General features: G+C 61.2%; 29 protein-coding genes and 1 tRNA gene. 9 read left to right on the top strand and 21 right to left on the bottom strand.

The genetic code is table 11. The features are described 5' to 3' along the window. Window positions 1-115: 115 nt before the first annotated feature. The 11 genes from FJ967_RS32295 to FJ967_RS32245 all read right to left on the bottom strand — a co-directional run bounded on the left by FJ967_RS32295 (window position 116) and on the right by FJ967_RS32245 (window position 6,642). Complete coding sequence (locus FJ967_RS32295) at window positions 116-442, bottom strand: hypothetical protein (RefSeq protein WP_140736363.1); 327 nt, start codon at window positions 440-442, stop codon at window positions 116-118. Then, the gene (locus tag FJ967_RS32290) at window positions 439-2,163 is read right to left on the bottom strand and encodes a portal protein (protein WP_140736362.1); all 1,725 of its coding nucleotides are present in this window, start codon (window positions 2,161-2,163) and stop codon (window positions 439-441) included. Before FJ967_RS32290 ends, FJ967_RS32295 begins: the two co-directional genes overlap by 4 nt. Further along, a complete protein-coding gene (locus FJ967_RS32285) occupies window positions 2,163-2,834 on the bottom strand; it encodes a hypothetical protein (protein WP_140736361.1) in 672 nt (223 codons plus the stop codon). The genes FJ967_RS32290 and FJ967_RS32285 overlap by 1 nt, the downstream gene beginning before the upstream one ends. A 210-nt stretch (window positions 2,835-3,044) precedes the next feature. Further along, window positions 3,045-3,446, bottom strand: a complete 402-nt coding sequence (locus FJ967_RS32280) for a hypothetical protein (protein ID WP_246675470.1) — start codon at window positions 3,444-3,446, stop codon at window positions 3,045-3,047. Between the two features lie 146 nt (window positions 3,447-3,592). Next, window positions 3,593-3,802, bottom strand: a complete 210-nt coding sequence (locus FJ967_RS32275; RefSeq protein ID WP_140736359.1) for a hypothetical protein — start codon at window positions 3,800-3,802, stop codon at window positions 3,593-3,595. Continuing rightward, complete coding sequence (locus tag FJ967_RS32270) at window positions 3,799-4,554, bottom strand: terminase family protein (protein ID WP_140736358.1); 756 nt, start codon at window positions 4,552-4,554, stop codon at window positions 3,799-3,801. The genes FJ967_RS32275 and FJ967_RS32270 overlap by 4 nt, the downstream gene beginning before the upstream one ends. Window positions 4,555-4,570: 16 nt before the next feature. Continuing rightward, entirely contained in the window at window positions 4,571-5,290 is a 720-nt protein-coding gene (locus FJ967_RS32265) for a terminase family protein (protein ID WP_140736357.1), read from the bottom strand. Further along, window positions 5,208-5,735, bottom strand: coding sequence for a DNA-packaging protein (locus tag FJ967_RS32260; protein ID WP_246675469.1), 528 nt, complete (start codon window positions 5,733-5,735; stop codon window positions 5,208-5,210). Before FJ967_RS32260 ends, FJ967_RS32265 begins: the two co-directional genes overlap by 83 nt. Further along, window positions 5,735-6,085: a hypothetical protein gene (locus FJ967_RS32255; RefSeq protein ID WP_140736356.1), complete on the bottom strand. Its 351-nt coding sequence runs from the start codon at window positions 6,083-6,085 to the stop codon at window positions 5,735-5,737. The genes FJ967_RS32260 and FJ967_RS32255 overlap by 1 nt, the downstream gene beginning before the upstream one ends. A gap of 29 nt (window positions 6,086-6,114) precedes the next feature. Continuing rightward, window positions 6,115-6,405: a hypothetical protein gene (locus FJ967_RS32250; RefSeq protein WP_140736355.1), complete on the bottom strand. Its 291-nt coding sequence runs from the start codon at window positions 6,403-6,405 to the stop codon at window positions 6,115-6,117. 159 nt (window positions 6,406-6,564) lie between these two features. Continuing rightward, window positions 6,565-6,642 (bottom strand) — tRNA-Met (locus FJ967_RS32245). Window positions 6,643-6,910: 268 nt separating this feature from the next. Here FJ967_RS32245 and FJ967_RS32240 point away from each other — a divergent pair. Continuing rightward, window positions 6,911-7,387 (top strand): hypothetical protein, encoded by a 477-nt coding sequence (locus FJ967_RS32240; protein ID WP_140736354.1) that lies wholly within the window; start codon window positions 6,911-6,913, stop codon window positions 7,385-7,387. 78 nt (window positions 7,388-7,465) lie between these two features. On the opposite strand, the gene FJ967_RS32235 is transcribed toward FJ967_RS32240, so the two are convergent. Genes FJ967_RS32235 through FJ967_RS32195 form a run of 9 tightly spaced genes read right to left on the bottom strand, consistent with a single transcriptional unit; the run spans window position 7,466 to window position 12,877 of the window. Beyond that, on the bottom strand, window positions 7,466-8,074 hold the full coding sequence (locus FJ967_RS32235) for a hypothetical protein (RefSeq protein WP_140736353.1): 609 nt from the start codon (window positions 8,072-8,074) through the stop codon (window positions 7,466-7,468). Further along, entirely contained in the window at window positions 8,071-8,310 is a 240-nt protein-coding gene (locus FJ967_RS32230) for a hypothetical protein (RefSeq protein ID WP_140736352.1), read from the bottom strand. Before FJ967_RS32230 ends, FJ967_RS32235 begins: the two co-directional genes overlap by 4 nt. Further along, the gene (locus FJ967_RS33875) at window positions 8,307-8,741 is read right to left on the bottom strand and encodes a hypothetical protein (protein ID WP_246675468.1); all 435 of its coding nucleotides are present in this window, start codon (window positions 8,739-8,741) and stop codon (window positions 8,307-8,309) included. Before FJ967_RS33875 ends, FJ967_RS32230 begins: the two co-directional genes overlap by 4 nt. After that, window positions 8,738-9,655: a ParB/RepB/Spo0J family partition protein gene (locus tag FJ967_RS32220; RefSeq protein WP_181176219.1), complete on the bottom strand. Its 918-nt coding sequence runs from the start codon at window positions 9,653-9,655 to the stop codon at window positions 8,738-8,740. Before FJ967_RS32220 ends, FJ967_RS33875 begins: the two co-directional genes overlap by 4 nt. A 38-nt stretch (window positions 9,656-9,693) precedes the next feature. Further along, window positions 9,694-9,981, bottom strand: a complete 288-nt coding sequence (locus FJ967_RS32215) for a hypothetical protein (protein WP_140736350.1) — start codon at window positions 9,979-9,981, stop codon at window positions 9,694-9,696. 3 nt (window positions 9,982-9,984) lie between these two features. After that, complete coding sequence (locus FJ967_RS32210) at window positions 9,985-10,887, bottom strand: hypothetical protein (protein ID WP_140736349.1); 903 nt, start codon at window positions 10,885-10,887, stop codon at window positions 9,985-9,987. 3 nt (window positions 10,888-10,890) lie between these two features. After that, a complete protein-coding gene (locus tag FJ967_RS32205) occupies window positions 10,891-12,336 on the bottom strand; it encodes a DnaB-like helicase C-terminal domain-containing protein (RefSeq protein WP_140736348.1) in 1,446 nt (481 codons plus the stop codon). Further along, on the bottom strand, window positions 12,333-12,671 hold the full coding sequence (locus FJ967_RS32200) for a hypothetical protein (protein WP_140736347.1): 339 nt from the start codon (window positions 12,669-12,671) through the stop codon (window positions 12,333-12,335). The genes FJ967_RS32205 and FJ967_RS32200 overlap by 4 nt, the downstream gene beginning before the upstream one ends. Beyond that, on the bottom strand, window positions 12,668-12,877 hold the full coding sequence (locus FJ967_RS32195) for a helix-turn-helix transcriptional regulator (RefSeq protein ID WP_140736346.1): 210 nt from the start codon (window positions 12,875-12,877) through the stop codon (window positions 12,668-12,670). The genes FJ967_RS32200 and FJ967_RS32195 overlap by 4 nt, the downstream gene beginning before the upstream one ends. 131 nt (window positions 12,878-13,008) lie before the next feature. Between FJ967_RS32195 and FJ967_RS32190 the strand changes: the two genes are divergently transcribed. Together FJ967_RS32190 and FJ967_RS32185 are read left to right on the top strand one after the other, a co-directional pair. Continuing rightward, window positions 13,009-13,335, top strand: a complete 327-nt coding sequence (locus FJ967_RS32190) for a helix-turn-helix transcriptional regulator (protein WP_140736345.1) — start codon at window positions 13,009-13,011, stop codon at window positions 13,333-13,335. 247 nt (window positions 13,336-13,582) lie between these two features. Continuing rightward, window positions 13,583-13,861 carry a hypothetical protein gene (locus FJ967_RS32185; protein WP_140736344.1) on the top strand — a complete coding sequence of 93 codons (279 nt, stop codon included), beginning with the start codon at window positions 13,583-13,585 and terminating at the stop codon, window positions 13,859-13,861. A gap of 65 nt (window positions 13,862-13,926) precedes the next feature. On the opposite strand, the gene FJ967_RS32180 is transcribed toward FJ967_RS32185, so the two are convergent. Further along, a complete protein-coding gene (locus FJ967_RS32180) occupies window positions 13,927-14,202 on the bottom strand; it encodes an Arc family DNA-binding protein (protein ID WP_140736343.1) in 276 nt (91 codons plus the stop codon). Between the two features lie 86 nt (window positions 14,203-14,288). On the opposite strand from FJ967_RS32180, the gene FJ967_RS32175 reads away from it, so the two are divergent. The 6 genes from FJ967_RS32175 (at window position 14,289) to FJ967_RS32150 (ending at window position 17,510) form a co-directional block, all read left to right on the top strand. Beyond that, window positions 14,289-14,465 carry an Arc family DNA-binding protein gene (locus tag FJ967_RS32175; protein ID WP_246675465.1) on the top strand — a complete coding sequence of 59 codons (177 nt, stop codon included), beginning with the start codon at window positions 14,289-14,291 and terminating at the stop codon, window positions 14,463-14,465. A 65-nt stretch (window positions 14,466-14,530) separates the two neighbouring features. Further along, the gene (locus tag FJ967_RS32170) at window positions 14,531-14,776 is read left to right on the top strand and encodes a hypothetical protein (protein ID WP_140736342.1); all 246 of its coding nucleotides are present in this window, start codon (window positions 14,531-14,533) and stop codon (window positions 14,774-14,776) included. Then, the gene (locus tag FJ967_RS32165) at window positions 14,773-15,363 is read left to right on the top strand and encodes a hypothetical protein (RefSeq protein ID WP_140736341.1); all 591 of its coding nucleotides are present in this window, start codon (window positions 14,773-14,775) and stop codon (window positions 15,361-15,363) included. The genes FJ967_RS32170 and FJ967_RS32165 overlap by 4 nt, the downstream gene beginning before the upstream one ends. Continuing rightward, window positions 15,360-15,908 (top strand): hypothetical protein, encoded by a 549-nt coding sequence (locus FJ967_RS32160; RefSeq protein WP_140736340.1) that lies wholly within the window; start codon window positions 15,360-15,362, stop codon window positions 15,906-15,908. The genes FJ967_RS32165 and FJ967_RS32160 overlap by 4 nt, the downstream gene beginning before the upstream one ends. Then, complete coding sequence (locus tag FJ967_RS32155) at window positions 15,905-16,150, top strand: hypothetical protein (RefSeq protein ID WP_140736339.1); 246 nt, start codon at window positions 15,905-15,907, stop codon at window positions 16,148-16,150. Before FJ967_RS32160 ends, FJ967_RS32155 begins: the two co-directional genes overlap by 4 nt. A gap of 439 nt (window positions 16,151-16,589) precedes the next feature. Beyond that, window positions 16,590-17,510: a tyrosine-type recombinase/integrase gene (locus tag FJ967_RS32150; protein WP_181176217.1), complete on the top strand. Its 921-nt coding sequence runs from the start codon at window positions 16,590-16,592 to the stop codon at window positions 17,508-17,510. The last annotated feature ends 631 nt before the right edge of the window (window positions 17,511-18,141 follow it).

Genomic DNA, 18,141 nt, shown 5'->3' with positions numbered 1-18,141 from the left:
ACTGCAAAAGGTGCAGCCAAACTTGCCATACAACTCAAGAAGAGATGCTGGCCGGCCGGTGTGAAGACGAAGGGTCCCATCCGATTGGACTTCTCGATGGACATACCCTCATCCCTTATTGCCCTTCCAAACGCGCAGCGCGTTCGAGCGCGATCAATTGATCGTCCGTCAGCGTCAGGAACGCCATGATGTGCTGCACCACTTCGGCACGTGCATTGGATAGAGCGCTGTGCAGTTCGAAGCCGGCGGGCGACTTCCGGTCTTGCAGCCACTGGGCGTACGACGGCCGGCGATAGTAGCCGACAGTCGCCACCAGATCGGCAAGCACCATCTCGCCATCCTGCCCGGAGAAGACGCGCAGATACGCTTTGGTGAGCGCGTCGGCGGACTTGGCAGGTCCGCCGAACTGCTTGGAGTGAACGAACGGCTTGGCCTTGCTCACTGCTGACCACCCTGTGGCATCATGCCTTGCAGGGCATCGAGTAGCCCGCTGTCACGCGCCTGGACCGCCGCCGGCACTGCATCCTTGGCAACGCTCGCCGCCGTGGCGATTCCGGCCATACCCTTTTGTGCTTGCGCCGCCTTTGCCTTCGCATCGCGGAGCGCGGCGACCTCATCCTGATTGCGGAAGAAGCGCTGCGGGCTACGACCGGCGCTGTGGATGATGCGCAACGCCTCCTCGCCATCGATCGCGTCCATCACATCGGGTTGGAACTGTGCGATCTGTACCGCCGCGCCGATGACTTGCATGGTGTCCTTGGCCTCCGCGGAGCGGCGCAGCACATCGAGCGGGCTGGTGAAGGTCGGCCGCACCTGCTTGCCGGCCAGGCTCTCGGGCGGCAGGAAGCGGCTGTCCTGATCATACAGGCCCTTCTCCTCCAGAATGCCCATCTCACGATCGAGGTTCGTCGCGAAGCCAGCCTGGATGATCGAGCCCGACGGACCGAGCAGCGAAGCCTTCTCTTCGTTGCGGATCAGGGCTTCGGTCGCCGTCATCTGCGGATTTTGCACGAGAACCTGAAACAGGTTCACGAACATCATATCCCGGACTTCGTCGGCGCGCGTCTTGGCGTAGTCGAAGGCGAACGTCGGGTTTGCCCCAGTGTTGATCGGCACGATCTGCGGACGCCCGTTCTGGTCTAGCAGCCCTTCATAGTTCTGCCCGGGGTTGAGCACCGGCACATAATCGAGGCTGGCCTTCGAGGCGGTGGCAGGATCGGTGATCTGTTGCAGAGCGCGTAGGCCGGAGCGCCGCACCGCGTTTTCTTCCTTGACCGTGACAAGCGCCTCGATCGTCGGCGAAATGCCGTAGGGATCGCCTTCATACCGCCGCCAGCTAAAGGTCGAGATCGGGAAGGTGCGGAACCCGCTTTCCTTCACGATCGTCTCTTCCTCCTCGATGACGTGGTAGGAGACAAACGCCGTATCCAGATAGTCGTAGCGGCCGGCGAGATTGTACATCTTGCGCTCGTCGCGCGGCTGCACACACTGGATCAGGCTGATTTTCTGCTCGCACTTCGTCGGATCATCGACCATCGCCTTGATCTTGGCGGGCAGATTGTCATAGCCCAGGAGCTGCGCAGCCTGCCGCGCCGTGCGCTCGTAGCGCCGGTGGAAGATGTCGACCTGGCCCCAGCGGTTGCGGGACAGGTACCCTTCGACCACGGGAATGGAAGCGTAGCGGATCAGCGTCGATCCGAAGCCCTCCTCAGCATAGAGATAGGCCGGGCCGTAGCGCACGACATTGCGCAGGCAGGCCTGCGTGGCCGGCACGAAGTTCGAGTTCGCCGAGTAGCGCAGCGCAAACAGGAAGTCGCGCAGGCTTTCGGCCCATTCCTTCTCTTCGTCGGTCTCCTCATCGTCCATCGCAGCCGTAGAGAGGCCGTGCCACTTTTCGGACTGCGGAATGATGAGGCTTTCGAGCCCGGCGGCCAGCCGGTTGGCAGCGCTGTTGATCGTGTTCGCGTACACCCGCGAGCCACGGCGCTCCTGCCGCTCAGCCTGGCTCTCACGGCCGCCACCCGAGCGCCGACCGCGCCACACGTCGGGCGCGTCGGGATCGCAGAATTCGGCGACGGTTTCCCATACGGTCTCGTACGCGGATCGCTCCGTTTCGAGATCCGACTGCCGCGACAGGATGTCATGTGCACGCTTGTCGGTCATCAGGCATACGTCAGGGTAAGGCCGACGATATCAGCGGCGGTGAGGGCACCGGTGTCGAGCAGCGCCGCCCCAGTGGTCAAAGCGAATGCGATGCCGGTACCGAGGTAGTGGCCACCCAAGTTCAGGTTGAAGGCGCCAACCGGCAGCGCGATGACCATGACAGGCGTATCCGTGCCGACCGTCGGCGCCGAGGCCTTGTTGAATACCTTCAGGTATCGCACCGACGCGGCGGCGTTGAAGCCGCTGATGCACCACAGATCGCCAGCGGAGGCCTTGGCAAAATCGGAATTGGTCGACGCCGCCGCGGACGGCAGTATCTTGGTGGCATTCGGCTTGCGGTTGCGATCCCAGGTGGCGCCGTTGAATTTGTGCTGCGCCACGGCAACCGGCCGGTTGGTGTTCCGGGCGGTATCAGTGCCATAGATGAGCGAATTGGGAACAGCATCGACGCCCGTAACCGCCGTGCCGATCAGGCGAGTGTAAAGGTTGCCGTTGTTGTCCAACTGCGCATCGCCGCGTTGTCCGGCCGTCAGAGCGGCAAGACCGAGAGTGTTATAGACACCTCCAATCTTGACCGGGTTGCCGCTGTCGGCCGAGCCCGAGGCGACGCCGGCAAGAGCGTACCAGATCGCGGAGAGCCAGCCGGTCCAACCGACACCGCCGGTCGGCATTGCAGCGGCCGTGATCTTGGTTTCAGTCGAGGCTGGAGCGACAGGCTGCGGCCGGAACGGACCATTGTGCTGCGATGCTGAGGTGCGCGCCATGATCAAACTCCCAGCAAGACGCGCTTCTGCCCGACAACGTCGGACGGCGCGAGATCGGTTTTCACCGTGCCGGCTGTGCCCTGCTGCTGCTGGTTGAGCGCAGCTCGGGCGGCATCCTCACGGGCTTTGACATCCGCGTCGTTCACCGTCGGCGTCGGCGGCAGCGGCTTCAGTTCCGGAGGTTTCTGAAATAGGCACATGGTTCCATGTCTCCCTTGTCCAATCGAACAGGATGAAGTCTTCGCCGTTCTTGCCGTAGGCAGGCAGATGGCAGCGTTGCGTTGCGCCGAGGCGATGCAACCAGCGGAGCGCCAGGTCATTCGATGCCAGTGCCCGAGCCTCGACCCGCCATGCACTTTGCGCTGCCACGTCAGGCCCGAGCGTTTCCCAAAAGAATTTCGTGATCCTTGGAACGCAGCGCTTCATGCGCCGAGTGCCCCACGACCAGGCTATCCAGAGGCCCGAGCGCAGTTCCGCCGCACCGAATGCCGCTTCCGGGTTGCCGTCGAGTTCGACCACATAGGCCGGCCCCTGCAGGCCGGTCAGTGCCAGCGTTGCCGGCGTCCAGGTGTCAAGCTGGCAGTCGATCTCTGCCCTGTCTTCGGGCCGCAGGTTAGCCGCGATGTAGCTCAGGTCGCGGAGCGTGCCGCCGACAATACGAACGGTCAGCGGAAATCTCCAAGCGGATCGCTCTGGCGCACCGCGACGCGCTGCCGCGTCATCGGCTCGATCTCATCGACGCCGGCAAACGGAGACGCCAACGGCTTGCCGGGCCGTCGAACGCCCGGCTGCTCTTGCAGCACGGTGCCAGTCGCCACATCCAGCAGGATGTAGTTTCCGGTCTCAGGATCGAAGCGCTGGACGCGATTGCTCATCGATAGCCCGCCAGTGGATCGGATTGCACGTTGATGCGTCGCGCCGCCTTGAACTCGGCAGGGTCGACAACCGCCTCTCGTATCATCATGACCCCGTAGCGGGTCGCCGACATCAGATCGTCTCGCAGCTTCACGACTTGCCCGTCCTTGCGATGGTACAGGCGGAATTCTTCGAACCACGGCAGCAAGTTGCTGAAGACGCGTAGCCGACCCGACTGCATCCGGTCGAGCATTTCCATCAGTCCAGCCTCGACCGATACCGACTTGTCGGCGAACTGCGCATGTTGCGACATCATGTTCAGCCCAGCAGCGCTGTATTGCTGTGCCAGGGCTATGCCGGCGCCTTCCAGCGTGTCACGGCGACCATCCCGAGGCCAAGCCCATGGCAACCAGATGCCCCACGGCTTCAGCGTGATGGCCTGCATTGCCGGTGTCTGTTGCGAGGCTCGATGCGCTTTCGTGACGTAGATCACGTCAGCTTCCGTGTCCCAGGCCAGTTCAACCGCGGCAGATGGGTGATCCCATCCGAAATCGAGAGCACCGAGGCGAGGCCAGAAGCGCGGCAACCGGAACGGTTCACACGAGATCAACTCTTCCGCGACCGGGAAGATCCGACCGGACCCCAGCACCGGAATGCCCTTGGCGCGGGCTTCTCGCTCATGCTCGGGATATGCCGCGATGATCTCCGCACGTTGCTCGGGCGTATAGTGCTCGGCATCGTCAATGGTCATGAATGTGACGTGGCGGCTCATATTCCTGCCTCATCCACTACGCTTTGCCCTTCACCATCATGTTGACCTGGTCAGCAGTGAGGAACATGAGGACTACTTCCGACATGCCGAGCAGCGGGGTGAATGTGATCATCGTGATGCCGCCCGTGGCGTTCGTGCGCGTCAGGCCTTCGCTGTAGATGTCCGGTGGTGGCTCCTCATCGAACCACACACCATCGAGCGTCGGCCCCTGCCACTTCTCACGGCCTTTTTCATATGACTTGAAGCCGAGGATGCTTCGGCCGGCCTGCACGTCACCCCCGCCGCCATGCTTGACCACGATGCTGTCGAGCGCGTTCGGGATGCCACGAGCCAGATACGTTTCGGCAAAGGCATCGCCGGGGATCATGCCGGCTCCCCAAGCGTCTTTGCGCTCAGGCTGACCGACCAGCATCTTTTGAACCGTGTCGCGCGTGGATTCGCCAGTCAGACCAGCCGCCCACATCGCAACGGGTTTCGAAAATGTCTTGCCTTCCCACCAGTCGGGATATCGCCCGGTCAGGTGCATCGCCCATTCAGCCCCACCAGCAAGCGTCTTGCCCAACTGGTTGCCGGCCATGAAGAGCCGTTCGCGGTTGGTGGCGCCAGCGGCATGGAAGAGGCGCTGCTTGGCATAAGGCTGGTAGGCGAGGAGCCTATTTCTTGCCTTCCGCCTTGCCCGCTCCTCCAGGAGGCGCGCCAGTTCGACCTTCTTCGAGTAGGAGAGCGATCCGTGCATCCAAGTCCTCTCCCGACATCGTCTGCAGTGAGCCGGCGACGTTCAGTTCCGACTTGTCGGCAAGTCCGAGATCCCGGGCGATGATGTTGGCGTTGAGGAGGTCCGCCGAGGCGCCTTCGAACTTCTGGGTGCGGACGATCTCGTCTATGCGCGTTGTGATTTCACCAAAACCATCGCGTTGTTTGTATTCCGACCAGGCCTGCTGGCTGATATCGAGGAAGATGCACAGCCCTGTGATCGTCATCGCGCGCATCTTGGCAATGTCGGCGCGGACAATCCCGTCCTTACCGTTGAACACCTTTTCCTCAGTGAGAGGATTGGCCTCGACCCACTCAAAATACTCAGCCGCCGCCGACCACAGATCGTCAGGAGTTGCGAAGATAGGCTTGCGCCCGTGGGAGCTTCGCTGCTCCCAGAACCTGTTACCCACGGGCGCCGGCATCATCAGGCATCCGACTTGTCGGGATCGACGGGCGGATCGTCAGCGGCGGGCTTGTCCTTGGCCTTGGGACCACGCTTGCCCGTCTTTATCGCCTTGGCGCGCCGGTCCGAGGCTTCATTGGCCTTGGCAATGCCGATCGCGCGGCCGTCAGCGCCAGGCGCACCGTCCGGGAAGCCGAAGCCGCCGACCGAATCTACGGGACCACCCCGCACCATGCCGATCAGGACGCCGTCGGCGACCTCCTCGACAGTGCCCGAGCGCACGCGCGGTGCGCTGCCTTCGAACAGCCCTACGTTTGAAACGACCTCCTGGCCGTCGTCATCCGTGATGAGCGTTGCGTATCGTGTCGACATCGAAAGTCTCCTTTGTGGTGGGGACCGGTTTAAAGCCGGCTTTGAATGCGTTGCATGTCGCCCATGATCCGACTTGCATGGGCATTGACGGCCTCGGCGACGTCGTCGATCTGGCCGAAGACGCTTGCGGACTGGGGAGCGGCTTCTTTGCCAACCGCTTCGGGCTGACTGCCGCAAAGTTGATCTGCCATGTTCCGCGTCGTCGCCGCCGCCTCGTTCAAGTTCTTGAGTGCTTCGTACAGATTTGCCAAAGGCACTTGCCGCGTGACTTGCTGGGCGGCAGCGCTGCCACGGCCCACTCTGAGATGCTCTGCGTCCATGATTGTTCTTCCTTTCCTGTTGGGGAGCCTCGGCGCTTTCGCTTCCCCGGTTCAAGACGACCGTAGCCACCTTGCCCCGCCGGGTTCTTCTCAGGATCGAGCGAAAAGCCTTTGGCCGCGTAGCCGAGATCAGCGCTGAAAAGCCGGGGCAAGGGAGGGTGGTTGCAGGAAGCGGATTCGAACCGCTGACCTCATGGTTATGAGCCCACGCGCGCTACCGGGCTGCGCTACCCTGCTAAATTCTTGTCGAAAGGGGTGCTAAAAATTGAGCTATTTAGCTTGACATGTGCTCAAAATTGAGCAATTGTACAAATGCACTTGAAGACGGACACCCTGTCAGTCTGGTGCACGGAGGAAGAGAAAATGTCTCACGAGACACTTCTTCTCATCCTTCAAACCTTAGAGGTGGCGATAGCGCTGGCTACGTTGATCGCCACTCTCCGAGGCTAGAAGGGGCCGGGGGATCGAAAGGTTCCCCGGTTCCTCCAAATATAGGAGATTTCCGATGGAAGCGAAAGACTTCAATGCTTGGATCGCCCACATGGGCTGGAATGATAGCGAAGTGGCGCGGCAGCTCGACATTTCCCGCAATACCGTCGCCACGTACAAGGTCAAAGGCGCGCCCGTAAGCATTGGCTACGCATGCGCGTCGCTGGCGTTCGGACTGCCAGCCTGGGCCGAGCCGAGCCGAAGCGATCCGGCATACCAGGACTGGCTACAAGTTGAGGCCACCACGCGTGCGCAGATGCGGGCGAAGGTTCTTCAGCAAATGAACACACTTGCTAAGGTGGTTGGCGTCTGCACCGAGGATCTTCAGCCCACACTCATCAGCGATAGGCCGCTACGCGAAGCAATCCGTTTGGTCGCCGAGGGGATCGAGGGCCATTTGACGAGCGGTGCTCGCGTCATGTTTGGCCAAGATGGGTCTTTGGATCACGCCCAGTGCAAGGATATGCTGAAACACCATGGAGACGAATTGTAACAAAAAACCCGCCTGATTTGGCGGGTTCCCGGCGCAGTTCTGCGAATGACGATCAACTACGGGGTTTCGTGTTGAAAGTCAACGTCGATTGCCGCCCAGAAATTTGAAGTGCTGTGCACAGGCGCGCAGATCGTGGTGGAGCACCGGGGCCATCTCCCGTTCCTTGGCCCCGTGCTTCATCGCGATCTGTGCCGTCGTCAGGCCGCCGACGCAATAGTCGATCAGCCTCGATGCCGGCACCCGACCCATATCCTTGATGAAGCCGTCCAGCTTGTCGATCGCGGCCACACGACCATCGGATATCTCGGTCGCGTAGCCTGAGCTGGTGCCGCGCATGAAATCCGCCGAGCTGGCGAGAGCGATGCCGGCGCGCTCCCATAGCGTGGCCAAGTGACTGCCGGCATGGAAAAGCACGTCCTGCTTTTTGCGGCCATATCGCCATTCGAAGGTGCCTGGCCTCGACCGCATGGCCATGGTTTCAGACCGCTTGCCAGATATCCGGATCTTGACCGACGTCACCTTGGCGCCGCCCTTGCCGCCGTCGGCACGGCTGAGCTTGGCGACCGCTTTGTCCTGTCGCTTTCTGCCGGTCTGCCGTTCCTCCGGCGTGGTGCGGTGCGACGGCGGTTTCTTGCGCTGCTCGCGAAATGGCTGCTCGTCGAAGAGCTTGCATGCTTTGGTTTTCATTGTGCAAGCCTCGTCATCAGGATGAATATTCTCCGGACATCCTCCAGACCGTCGGGCTGGTGCGTCATGTCCTTGCGCCGGTTCGCCCAGCCCCAGCGATAGGCCGGAGACCGGTTTTCGCCGGGCTGCGGTTCTTCGGGTCGATACTCGCGATATCCGGCCACGACCTCATCGGTGTCGTATGCTGCGATGTCCCATTCGTCGCGAGGCGGGAAGACCATCCCATGTTCTGTCATACGGGCCTCACTGGATTTTCGGGATCGCGCGCCATCAGCCTGGCCAACAAAGCGTTGTAGCGAGCGGCGCCTAGGCGCCTGATTTCTTGGCCGTTGAAGGCACTGGAAAGGATATTGTGGAAGTCGTCGCGGATAGTGTTCCAGAGCGTGCGCGGCACGCCCCTCGCGATCATCTGCTCTTCGCGAAGCTTGAATATCTGACGAACCGCCTTCGCGAGTTCCTCGTCACAGTCGAACATCGCCAAATGGTAGGCGTCGTCCAGTTCGTCTTGGCTGAGCGAAACTATCGCCTCGAACCTGGGCCGAGCGCGCTCAGCCAGCAGCGCGTTGGCGATCAGCTTGTATTGCTCCCAATCGGCGTCAGTGTCCGGGCCGAACTGAGCCCGCACGATGTCCGTGGCGATCTGATCGATGTCACTAGGCCACTTCATGATGCCCTCCGCTGGTCAAGTGCCGAACGTCCAGGAGCCGGATCACCCATGACCGACGACGTGACATTGGTTTTTGGCTGCGAGGATTGGCGTGCCGCCATCTCAGCCGCGCGCTGCGCCATCTCAGGGCGGACAAGAGACCCCAGCTTCGACGGGATCGTCTTGGCCGCCGGCGCCGGCGACGCTGCGGGCCGCCGCTTCTTGCACTTCTGGAACCATGTCGACGCCAGACCCTTCCAGAAGGTCACGCCGTGCGTTGCTGCGAACCGGCGAGCCTCTTTGTCGAGCGACGTACCAACGGCCTTGATCGTGTGAGCGAGATCCTCAGCCGCAATGTGCGGCGCGAACTCGCGATCGGTCAGAAGATGCTCGACCGCCTTCAGGTGATTGGCGGTAATCGGCCGGAAGCCGCCAGCAGCGACCGTGGTTAGAAATTCGACGACGCGGCTTTCGACATAGCCGGCGATCAGCTTCTGCAGTTCGCCCACGGCTATCGTGTCGTTGGGCTTGAAGTTGCCGGGAAACTTCGGGATGCGAATGCCCGCATGGCTGGAAAGCCTTAGCGTTTCGGCAGCGCTGCCGGTGCCGGCCGCCAGCTCGGCAAAGAACAGTTCCAAGGCACTAACGTTCTTCCGGTTCTTGTTCACGTCGACGAAGATTGACGCCTCTTGCGCGATGTCATCGGCCTGGACGATGACCGCCGGCACATGCGTCACCTTTGGATGAAGCTTGGCCGCCTCGAGGCGGTGCTGGCCGTCCGTGACATGGTAGCCGTCACCAGAGGGCACCACGACGATCGCGCCGAACGATCGCCAGGTGAACGCCTTGGCCATAGCATTCACCCGCTGCTCATCGAGCGGGCGCTGATACAGAGGATCGACCGCTATCCTGTCCGTCTCGATCCAGTCGAGCACCGGCAGTTCACCAGGGTCGGGAAATATATTTTCTTCGTTCATGCGGCACCTTTAGGGCCGGGGTCGCGGCGGGAACCGACCCACAGCGGCTCGACCACTTCGAAGCACTCGATGGCCGCAAACCGCCTCATTTGGTCGGCGCGGTTCTCGTCCCGCCAATGGTCGAAAAGATTGATTCCCGCGAGCCAGCGAATTCGGTGTTTGTCGCACTTGAACCAGTGCTGCGAGCCCTTGTTCACAAACCCGTCGTGAAGGCGGCACATAGGGCAAACGCCGAATTGTGGGTCTGATTGGCGCTTTGCTCGGAAAGCTACGATGTTGCCCATACCTCAGGCCTCCCACTCGGCCCACGATTGGCCGTCGCTTGGTTGAATTAGATGGTCAGGGACTTTGCAGCCGTCGGCGCCAGGAGGCGGCCCCCACTGCTGGTTGTGCCATTTTTGATTGCGCCGCCCGAACTGGAGGCGTTTATCCCAATCCTGGTCAGTCAACGGGCGCGGAGTTGCTGCCTTGGCCTGTTCGGCAAATCCTTCAAACCGACGCTCGTTGATGAACGTCGCCGCGTGCATGGTCGGATGGTCAGGCTTTGAGGTCAGGAACGCGCGATAGGCTGGTACAGCATCGCAGCAGGCCGCCCGCTGATCGCCCGTCAGCTTGTTCCAGCCGATCAGCGCTTTCGACTTCGACATATTCGGAGACCGAGGGTAGGTGAGCCAGAAAGCTTCAAAGTCGTCAGGATATGCGTTCGGGCCTCTTGAATGCGGGCGAACGTCCGAACTCGGTTCGGACAACTGTTCTTCCCTTCCTTTCCCTTCCCTTCCTTTCCCTTCCGCTTTACCGGCGTGCCTCACGCGTGGTTGACGCGTGGACGACGCGTCAACTTCGGTAATGATTTCAACGGCGGGAGGGATGATGCTCGCGGTTTCGCGGTTATTGATGACCTGATGCCGGCTCCATGACGGTACGTGCCCAAACTGGCGCCCGTCCGACGCGTATTTGACGACAAAACCACGCGTGGCCAACGCGTCGAGCACGCGTGAAAAATCCAGTTCATCATAAGGAAGGATGTCGGCTTTCAACTGGCGCGGTCGCCAGACGAAGCGCCCTTCACGGTCGCATTGCGTCCATAGCCCAGCGAACGCTAGGCGAAGCGGCAGGCCGGTCTCTACCTCGGCGTCATAAAGCTCTTCGTGCTTGAAGAACTCGGGCTTGATTGTCCTGATGCGCGACATGGCCTAAAGCCTCGCCGCGTTGCGAACAGCGGAGCACGCGATATCCACGAACAACTTGACGGTTTTTGTCGGCCCGTTGCGCTGCTTGGCAATGATGAATTCGAGTTCGTTCTGGGCGTCGATCAGACGGCTAAGGCGTTCCTCCTCCTTGTCTGCGTCCTTACCCTTGGCCTTCTCGAGGTAATAGGCCTCGCGATACAGGAAGGCGACCATGTCAGCGTCTTGTTCTAAGGAACCAGAATCGCGGAGGTCCGAGAGCTGCGGGCGCTTGTCATCGCGGCTTTCGACCTGGCGCGACAATTGGGAGAGGGCGATAACCCCGACACCGTATTCCCGCGCGAATTCGCGGAGCGCCCAGGATATTTCCGCGATCTCTCCCACGCGATTGCCAGAGTATCGGGCTGAGGGGCGAACGAGTTGCAGGTAGTCGATCAGAAGGACGCCAAGCGGCTTCCTGCGTGCCGCCGCCATTTCCGACATCCGGTCGATCTTGACGCGAATGTCGGAAATGGTGAGGCCGGACTGCTCCTCGATCCAAAGCGGCAGTTCGTCAGCATCATGATTGGCCGCGAGAACGCTTTCCAGATCCTGCGGCGAAACCTTGCCTTTGATCAGATCAGAATAGGGAACCTTGATGCTCCAATCGAAAGCGATGTCGGTCAGCCGGCGCATCGCGAGTTTCTTGGCGCCCATTTCCAGAGACAGGAAACCCACGCCTACGCCGGCTCCAGCGCTGCGCAGCGCCACAGAGAGCGCGAAAGCCGTTTTTCCCATTGATGGCCTGGCGCCGATGATCGCCATTTCGCCCGGCTGAATGCCGCCTGTGGCTGCGTTGATATCGGTCAAGCCCCAGGTGTGGCCGGTCAGGCCGTTGCCACGCGCCATGGCGTCTTGGATTTCCACCACAGCCTCCTGAGTTGCGGCGTCAAGGGAGTACATGGTCTTGCGCCTTGGGCCGGCGCGAAGTTCCGCGGCGATGTTATCGAGTTCCCCAGCCACGCCCTGAATGAGCGCCTTCGGTTCGGCTGTTGCCTCGTGCGCCGCGTCGCGCAACATCTTCCCGACTTCGGCCGCCTTCAGCCGCGCCCATTGTTCGATGACTGCACGACCGGCGCGCTCCAGGCCGGAATTGCCAGAGACCGAATCGTCCGACAGCGAAGTCATGTACGACACCGGCGACCGATCGGTCTTCTGAGCGAAGAGCACGGCCGCGTCGGGCGGTATCAGTCTCAGGACGACCGGCAGGGCAGTTGACCCATACTGTTCAAAGGCGAACCGGATCGCCTTGAAAAGCACCCTGTGAACGTCGGAAACGAAATGGTCTTCCCTCAGGAAGGACGCCACCTTGAGGAAGTCGCCCCGGAACAACAAAGAGCCGAGAACGTCCCGCTCGATCTCGGGTACGTAAGCGGCGTCGGGGATCTGCGGCTGCTTCGCGACGCCGTTCAAGATTGGACCCCGCGCAAAGGGATCACGTCGGCGAATTGCCGACCTTCGGGCTCGACAAAAAGATTGTGGAACCGACCAAATGCCTTACCCGAGGCGATGCCATCGGCCAAGTCGCCGGTCCCAAGCGCCTTTTGCCGCAAGGCCAGCCACTCGTTCCAAGCTGTTTCGATTTCGGATCCGCTGTTCGGCGCCATGCAGCTTCTTCCATTGGAAAGCAGGCGCCGCAACTCGGCCAGCGCCTCATCAAGAGTTGAGCCGGAGGCGGTGAGGCCGGACACCGTGCCCCGCGCGATCACCATGCCGTCGGCGGTGCGAATGAAGGTGAAGGCCGTCATTGATCGGCGGGGCCTGCCGAGCCGAAGAAGTCGTTCGGGGTGAGTAGCCCGCCAGCGTACTTGATCAGCCGATCAAGGGACGGCCGAGACGGCGACTGCTTATAGGTCTCGATCCGGGAAAGAGAGGCCTTCGAGAGCTTGGTGTCTCGGGCGACATCGGCGAGCGGGATCTTCCGCGCTTTCCGATAGGCCTTCAGCGGGTGCATTCGGGTTTCTCCTGCGTTGTTCCTACTAGTGTAACACTACACCGCGTTAACGCTGTTGCGCAAGATGCTATCGCAAATTGTGTCTGGCTTGTGTAGAGTTGCATTTAACGGAACAATTCCGGGGAGACATCATGTCACTTCGCTTTCAAAAACCCGGCGCAGAACGCCGGCGTCATTTTATCAAAGAGTGGCGCGCGCATCGCGGCCTGACGCTGGACCGCCTGGCTGACCGAGTGGAAATCTCAAAAGCCACGCTCTCCCGCATTGAGAGCGGCAAGCAACCCTATACCCAAGATACGCTGGAAGCCTTGGCTGACGCGCTGCAATGCGAGCCGGCAGACCTGATCATGCGTGACCCGACCAAAGCCGGCGCCATCTGGTCTCTTTGGGAGCAGGCCAACCCGGTACAGCGTCAGCAGATTGAGAGCGTTGTGCGGGCTCTGCTTGACGCCGCATAACGTTGCCTTGTGGGTAACTCTCGAACGCTCGCGATTTCAACAGCTTGATCGCCTACCGCAACATGTTACGCACAACGCAACGATTTTTATTGATGAGCTGTCTCTACTAGTGTAACTTGGTCTCGAAATCAACGAGGCCAAACGAATGAACGCCCCTTCTCTTCTCACCTCAGATTATCAGTGGACCAGCCCCGGCATCGGGGCGGTCATCGCCATCCATCGGGCAGCGGTCGCGGCCGACGAAGCCATGTTCGACGACGATGGCAACCGCCTCGATGCCGACGGCGCCGCGCGGACGGAAGCCCGCGAGCAGGCCGCGTGGGAATCCTTCATCGACGTGCCATGTGACACTGCCGCGGATGTGCAAGCCAAGCTCGCTTACGTGCTCGAACCCGCCGTTGGCTTCCGTGAATGCAACCTCAGCCTGATCGGTTTGAAGGATGGCGAGGCCGGCGACCTACAGACTGGTCCCGAACGGACGGCGAGATTTTTCCGCTCTCTCCAATTGAAGGATTGCGCGGCGTGACCAGCCCTCGCGCACGTGCACGCGTATGCGTATGCGCGGGTGGCGCGCGGCGCGCGATCTCCCGCTCAGCCCTTCTCGTCGAGCCGACGTTGAAGCTCGCGATTGTGGTCGATCTGCTGACGAAGCATCTCTTCAGCTGTGTGCACCGTCGCCTCGAGGCGCTTGATCAGCGCGACGAACCCTTCCGCCGACATGTCCAGGAATGCGCCATCAAGCGACTGCTGGAGGCGAACGACGATTTCGGAATTGATCGATCGCCCGCTCTGCGCAGCCGACTGCTCGATCTTCTCCTTCATTTCTGGAGGAACGCGAAGTCGGAAATGTGGGTCGTCTCTGGCCATGACGCTATGTGCGTCATATTTCGCTTGACCGCAATGACGCATCGTGCGTTATAGTTAATGACGCATTGTGCGTCAAAGGAGGATGAATGAAACGGTCCGACCCGCAAATGAGGATACGGCTTCCCGCCGATGTGAAGCGGTGGCTTGAAAAGGCCGCGTCCGCGAACCTGAGAACCCAAAATGCCGAGGTCGTTGTTGCCTTGCGAGCGGCAATGACCGTGAAGACGAAAACGGCGACCAGCGAGCCGGCAAGCTCGAACTGATCGCCGTTCCGAAAATGAACCGCCCGGCAAGGCGGCCCCACAATCATCAACCCCAGAGAGAGAAGATGACCAAGACTTCAAATAGCACGGCAAACGTGAAAGTTCCAGATGCCCCCGACCTCGGCGAGGCTCTGAGCAAGCTGACGCGGGTCAAGAGCCTGAATGAGCTGGTGTTCATGTCGGGCGAAAGCCTGATCATGACGCTACCCAGCGCCGCGAACGCGATTACCGCTGGCTGCGACGTGATCAACGAACTGCTGATCGAGATCCAGGAGATTGTCGAAGGCGCATGGAAAGGCGGTGCAGCATGAGCGCGCCCGACCTTAACGACCTGCATACGCAGAGCAACGGCCTGCACGCTCTGCTCTACATGCTCTACGAAGCATCCTGTGACTTGGACTACGCCTCGGACAACGCTCCGGCGGTGGTGGCGGCAAACCGTGTCAACAGTCTGATCATCCTCGCAAGGGACGAAGCCGAAAGACTTGATGCAGGCATCGGCCAGTGCATCGAAGGGCGGCGCCCGGTCGCGCCGGCAAATATCGGCGAGCCGATCTTTGAGCTTGGCAAGCTCTCGCTGGACGCGCTTTTCTCAATGCACGACGCGCTCGGCACCATATCCGATGTGATCAGCGCTATCTCGTGCCAACCGCGCTTCTGCTCGGAGGGCCTGTCGCCTGCCGGCGAAATGCTCGAAAAGCTGGCGGAGTTTGTGGAGATCGCGCGCGGCGACATCCATGATGAAGGCGCCGCGCGTCCATCAGCCACAGAACGCGAACGGTGGCTGAGGTTCTATTTCCTGGCCAATCGAGCGGTCGACGGATCGTCGTCGCCAGAGCACTCCCTTGCGGATGTTGCGAGCGCAGCGGCGGCCGTCGGCAAGGCGGTGAAGTCATGACCGCTCCAAACCTTCACGACCTGATTGCAGCCCATCGGTCGGCGCTGGCGGCATGGGACGCAGTGCCAGATGCCGAGTGGGACAGCCCCGAAGCTTCGCGGCTTGGGTCCCTGGCGGATGTTGCGCGGGACGCTTTGTTCGCGCACCGGCCGGCGACGCTCGATGAGGTCGGACAGAAGACGGCCTATATGGCCTCGTGCCGCGCCTTTACTGAGTGGGAAGACTTCGACCGGGCCAAGCTGATTGAAGCTCTGTCGCCGGACGTCGCCGGCATTGAAGCTCTCATCCAGACCTACATCGAGAAGCGCGATGCCTACCGTGCGTTGGACCCCGATTGCAATGGCGGTCCCGAATGGGACGCCTACGGGGCAGCGGAGCACGACGTCATTGTCTTCCCCTGCACGACGCTGGCAGACGTGCAGACAAAGGCGCGGTTCTTCATCGAGAACGCCAGCGCCTATGACACCATCCGCAACTGCTCGAGCGGCAACGAGGAAACGCTGTACCCCTTCCTGCGCTCCCTGCTTGGGGAGGCGCCGCGATGAGGCTTCTTCGCGCCCTGCTTGCCGTCTATCATAGCCAGCGTGCCCTATGGCACCACGCCGCCTATGCGCGCCACGCCAACCAGGCCGACGCATTGCTGGCCGAAATCAGGATCCGCCGATTGACGGGTGCATCTGGGGACCATCCCCAGATGGCTCCGGCCGGCCGTGTCCTGCTGGCCTCGCTCGTCGGCCTGTTCATCGCCGGGCTCTGGATTTGGATCAGCTTGAGGGCCGGACAGTGACAGTGCCCGAGATAGGGGACGCGCCCCTGACGCTGCGCGAGGCCTGCGAGGTGTTCTTTCGCGGGCGGATCAAGCCGGCGACGTTGCGAGCAGAGGCGCGGCGTGGCAGGCTTATCATCATGCGAGTAGGAAGAGCCGACTTCGTCACGCCGTCGGCCGTCAGGGAAATGATGACCAAATGCCAAGACCCTCAAAAGGCCCAAGGCTCTATCTCCACCCCGTCGAAAAAGTCTGGCTCATCCGAGACGGAGAGGTCACAAAGCGCACTGGCTGCGGCGAACCAGATCGGGCAGGCGCTGAAAAAGAACTTGGCATCTACATCGGCACGAAATTCAGACCAGTCGCCCGCGAAAGTGATCCCGCTCGCGTCTCGGTCGCCGAAGTCCTGACCGCATACGGGCGAGAGCATGCCCCCGACACGAAGGGCTCAAGCCCGTCGATGGCAGGCTACAACATCGTCACCCTGGCCGGCTGGTGGGGCACGCGCACCATCGCCGAAATCAACAAAGCGACGAGCAAGGCCTATTCTGACCATCGTATGGAATCGGAGCGCGTGAACTCGACCGGAACGCCGCGCCGCGAACTGGCCATCCTACAGGCAGCCGTTAACTACTGGCACGAGACGCACGGCCCGCTTACCGCTGTGCCACAGGTCACGCTGCCGGCCAAGCCGTCGGCGCGCACTCGCTGGCTTGATCGATCAGAAGCGGCCAGACTGCTGGCCGGCTCGCTCGGCTGGTATGAATGCTTCTGGACAGACTTGGCCACCCGGCGCCGGCATTCGAGGTGGTGCCGCTATGCCGGTGGCATCAATCGCCACCTTTCCCGCTTCATCCTGCTTGGCCTGTCCACCGGTTCAAGGAAACAGGCGCTGCTTGGTGCGCAATGGATGGCGAACCTATCCGGCGGGTGGATCGACCTTTCGCGCGGTATCATCTACCGCAAGGCGGCGCAGCAGGAAGAGACGAAGAAGCGCCAGCCCGCCGCCAAACTCGGCCGGAAGATCCTGGCTCACTTGCGGCGCTGGAAACGGCTGGACGACGCCGCGCGCGCCGAGGCCGAAGCGCAGCGGCCGGCTGAAGAGCAGGGGAAGGCCCTGCCGATGTTCCTGCATGTCGTGTCCTGGCGCGGCCACGGCGTCGGATCGGTGCGCACCGCATGGGAAGCCGCCGTCGAATTGGCCTGGCTCGACGATGAAGTGACGCCGCACGTTCTCAGGCACACGCGCGCCACGTGGATGATGCAGGGCGGCATCGACAAATGGCAGGCGGCCGGCGCGCTCGGCATGTCGCTACAGATGCTGGAAGAGAACTACGGCCATCATCATCCCGACTGGCAGCGCGAAGCGGCCGAGGTCTAGAATTACCTCGGCACGTTTTGACAGGCGTTCGCCAGTGCATACTTGCCAATGATCGCAAAGTTGCCACCATTGCAGCCACCAGACACTTCATCTCCGTCCCACGGCACCCAAGCGGGCGGATCGGTGGGGTTATCAATGTGGCGATTTTTCAGGCATTCCTGGGTGTCGATAGCAATTCCATTTCCATCACCGCCTCCCGCAGCCTTTCTTAGGCTAGCTGCATATGGACCGTTATCGTCCAAGCACTGAATTATGCCGCTGCACACTCTGACGGGGTCACAGGCGCTTGCGGTCTGCGTCGATATCGAGGTTACTGCCAGCAGCGCAGCTAGGAGATGGTGGATTTTCATCGCTCGCCCGATAATGCATTCCGGTCATTACTGCACGCGAAACGCTGCAAGGCGAGTCAAATCAGCGTTTGGTTTGTCAAATATAATCGCCAAAGCTTAGGCGGAGTTTTCGCCATTCGGCCGGTAGCGCGGACCATACAACCGAGCGAGTGCCGAAACGCACAGTGCCCGTTTCTGTGCGGTTTCTGTACAAATTGGGCGAGGCGACCAGCTAAGCCATTGAATTTTTGGTGCCGCTTAGGTGACTCGAACACCTGACCCCATCATTACGAATGATGTGC

Source organism: Mesorhizobium sp. B2-3-4 (assembly GCF_006442315.1).
Taxonomy (GTDB): domain Bacteria; phylum Pseudomonadota; class Alphaproteobacteria; order Rhizobiales; family Rhizobiaceae; genus Mesorhizobium.
This window is presented reverse-complemented; position numbering and strand designations above follow the sequence as displayed.

Bases quoted from the DNA above. Each gene is read 5' to 3' on its own strand.
- FJ967_RS32290 (WP_140736362.1), bottom strand. From the start codon at position 2,163: ATGACCGACAAGCGTGCACATGACATCCTGTCGCGGCAGTCGGATCTC.
- FJ967_RS32285 (WP_140736361.1), bottom strand. From the start codon at position 2,834: ATGCCGACCGGCGGTGTCGGTTGGACCGGCTGGCTCTCCGCGATCTGG.
- FJ967_RS32275 (WP_140736359.1), bottom strand. From the start codon at position 3,802: ATGAGCAATCGCGTCCAGCGCTTCGATCCTGAGACCGGAAACTACATC.
- FJ967_RS32270 (WP_140736358.1), bottom strand. From the start codon at position 4,554: ATGAGCCGCCACGTCACATTCATGACCATTGACGATGCCGAGCACTAT.
- FJ967_RS32265 (WP_140736357.1), bottom strand. From the start codon at position 5,290: ATGCACGGATCGCTCTCCTACTCGAAGAAGGTCGAACTGGCGCGCCTC.
- FJ967_RS32260 (WP_246675469.1), bottom strand. From the start codon at position 5,735: ATGATGCCGGCGCCCGTGGGTAACAGGTTCTGGGAGCAGCGAAGCTCC.
- FJ967_RS32255 (WP_140736356.1), bottom strand. From the start codon at position 6,085: ATGTCGACACGATACGCAACGCTCATCACGGATGACGACGGCCAGGAG.
- FJ967_RS32250 (WP_140736355.1), bottom strand. From the start codon at position 6,405: ATGGACGCAGAGCATCTCAGAGTGGGCCGTGGCAGCGCTGCCGCCCAG.
- FJ967_RS32240 (WP_140736354.1), top strand. From the start codon at position 6,911: ATGGAAGCGAAAGACTTCAATGCTTGGATCGCCCACATGGGCTGGAAT.
- FJ967_RS32235 (WP_140736353.1), bottom strand. From the start codon at position 8,074: ATGAAAACCAAAGCATGCAAGCTCTTCGACGAGCAGCCATTTCGCGAG.
- FJ967_RS32230 (WP_140736352.1), bottom strand. From the start codon at position 8,310: ATGACAGAACATGGGATGGTCTTCCCGCCTCGCGACGAATGGGACATC.
- FJ967_RS33875 (WP_246675468.1), bottom strand. From the start codon at position 8,741: ATGAAGTGGCCTAGTGACATCGATCAGATCGCCACGGACATCGTGCGG.
- FJ967_RS32215 (WP_140736350.1), bottom strand. From the start codon at position 9,981: ATGGGCAACATCGTAGCTTTCCGAGCAAAGCGCCAATCAGACCCACAA.
- FJ967_RS32210 (WP_140736349.1), bottom strand. From the start codon at position 10,887: ATGTCGCGCATCAGGACAATCAAGCCCGAGTTCTTCAAGCACGAAGAG.
- FJ967_RS32200 (WP_140736347.1), bottom strand. From the start codon at position 12,671: ATGACGGCCTTCACCTTCATTCGCACCGCCGACGGCATGGTGATCGCG.
- FJ967_RS32195 (WP_140736346.1), bottom strand. From the start codon at position 12,877: ATGCACCCGCTGAAGGCCTATCGGAAAGCGCGGAAGATCCCGCTCGCC.
- FJ967_RS32190 (WP_140736345.1), top strand. From the start codon at position 13,009: ATGTCACTTCGCTTTCAAAAACCCGGCGCAGAACGCCGGCGTCATTTT.
- FJ967_RS32185 (WP_140736344.1), top strand. From the start codon at position 13,583: ATGTTCGACGACGATGGCAACCGCCTCGATGCCGACGGCGCCGCGCGG.
- FJ967_RS32180 (WP_140736343.1), bottom strand. From the start codon at position 14,202: ATGGCCAGAGACGACCCACATTTCCGACTTCGCGTTCCTCCAGAAATG.
- FJ967_RS32175 (WP_246675465.1), top strand. From the start codon at position 14,289: ATGAAACGGTCCGACCCGCAAATGAGGATACGGCTTCCCGCCGATGTG.
- FJ967_RS32170 (WP_140736342.1), top strand. From the start codon at position 14,531: ATGACCAAGACTTCAAATAGCACGGCAAACGTGAAAGTTCCAGATGCC.
- FJ967_RS32165 (WP_140736341.1), top strand. From the start codon at position 14,773: ATGAGCGCGCCCGACCTTAACGACCTGCATACGCAGAGCAACGGCCTG.
- FJ967_RS32160 (WP_140736340.1), top strand. From the start codon at position 15,360: ATGACCGCTCCAAACCTTCACGACCTGATTGCAGCCCATCGGTCGGCG.
- FJ967_RS32155 (WP_140736339.1), top strand. From the start codon at position 15,905: ATGAGGCTTCTTCGCGCCCTGCTTGCCGTCTATCATAGCCAGCGTGCC.
- FJ967_RS32150 (WP_181176217.1), top strand. From the start codon at position 16,590: ATGGCAGGCTACAACATCGTCACCCTGGCCGGCTGGTGGGGCACGCGC.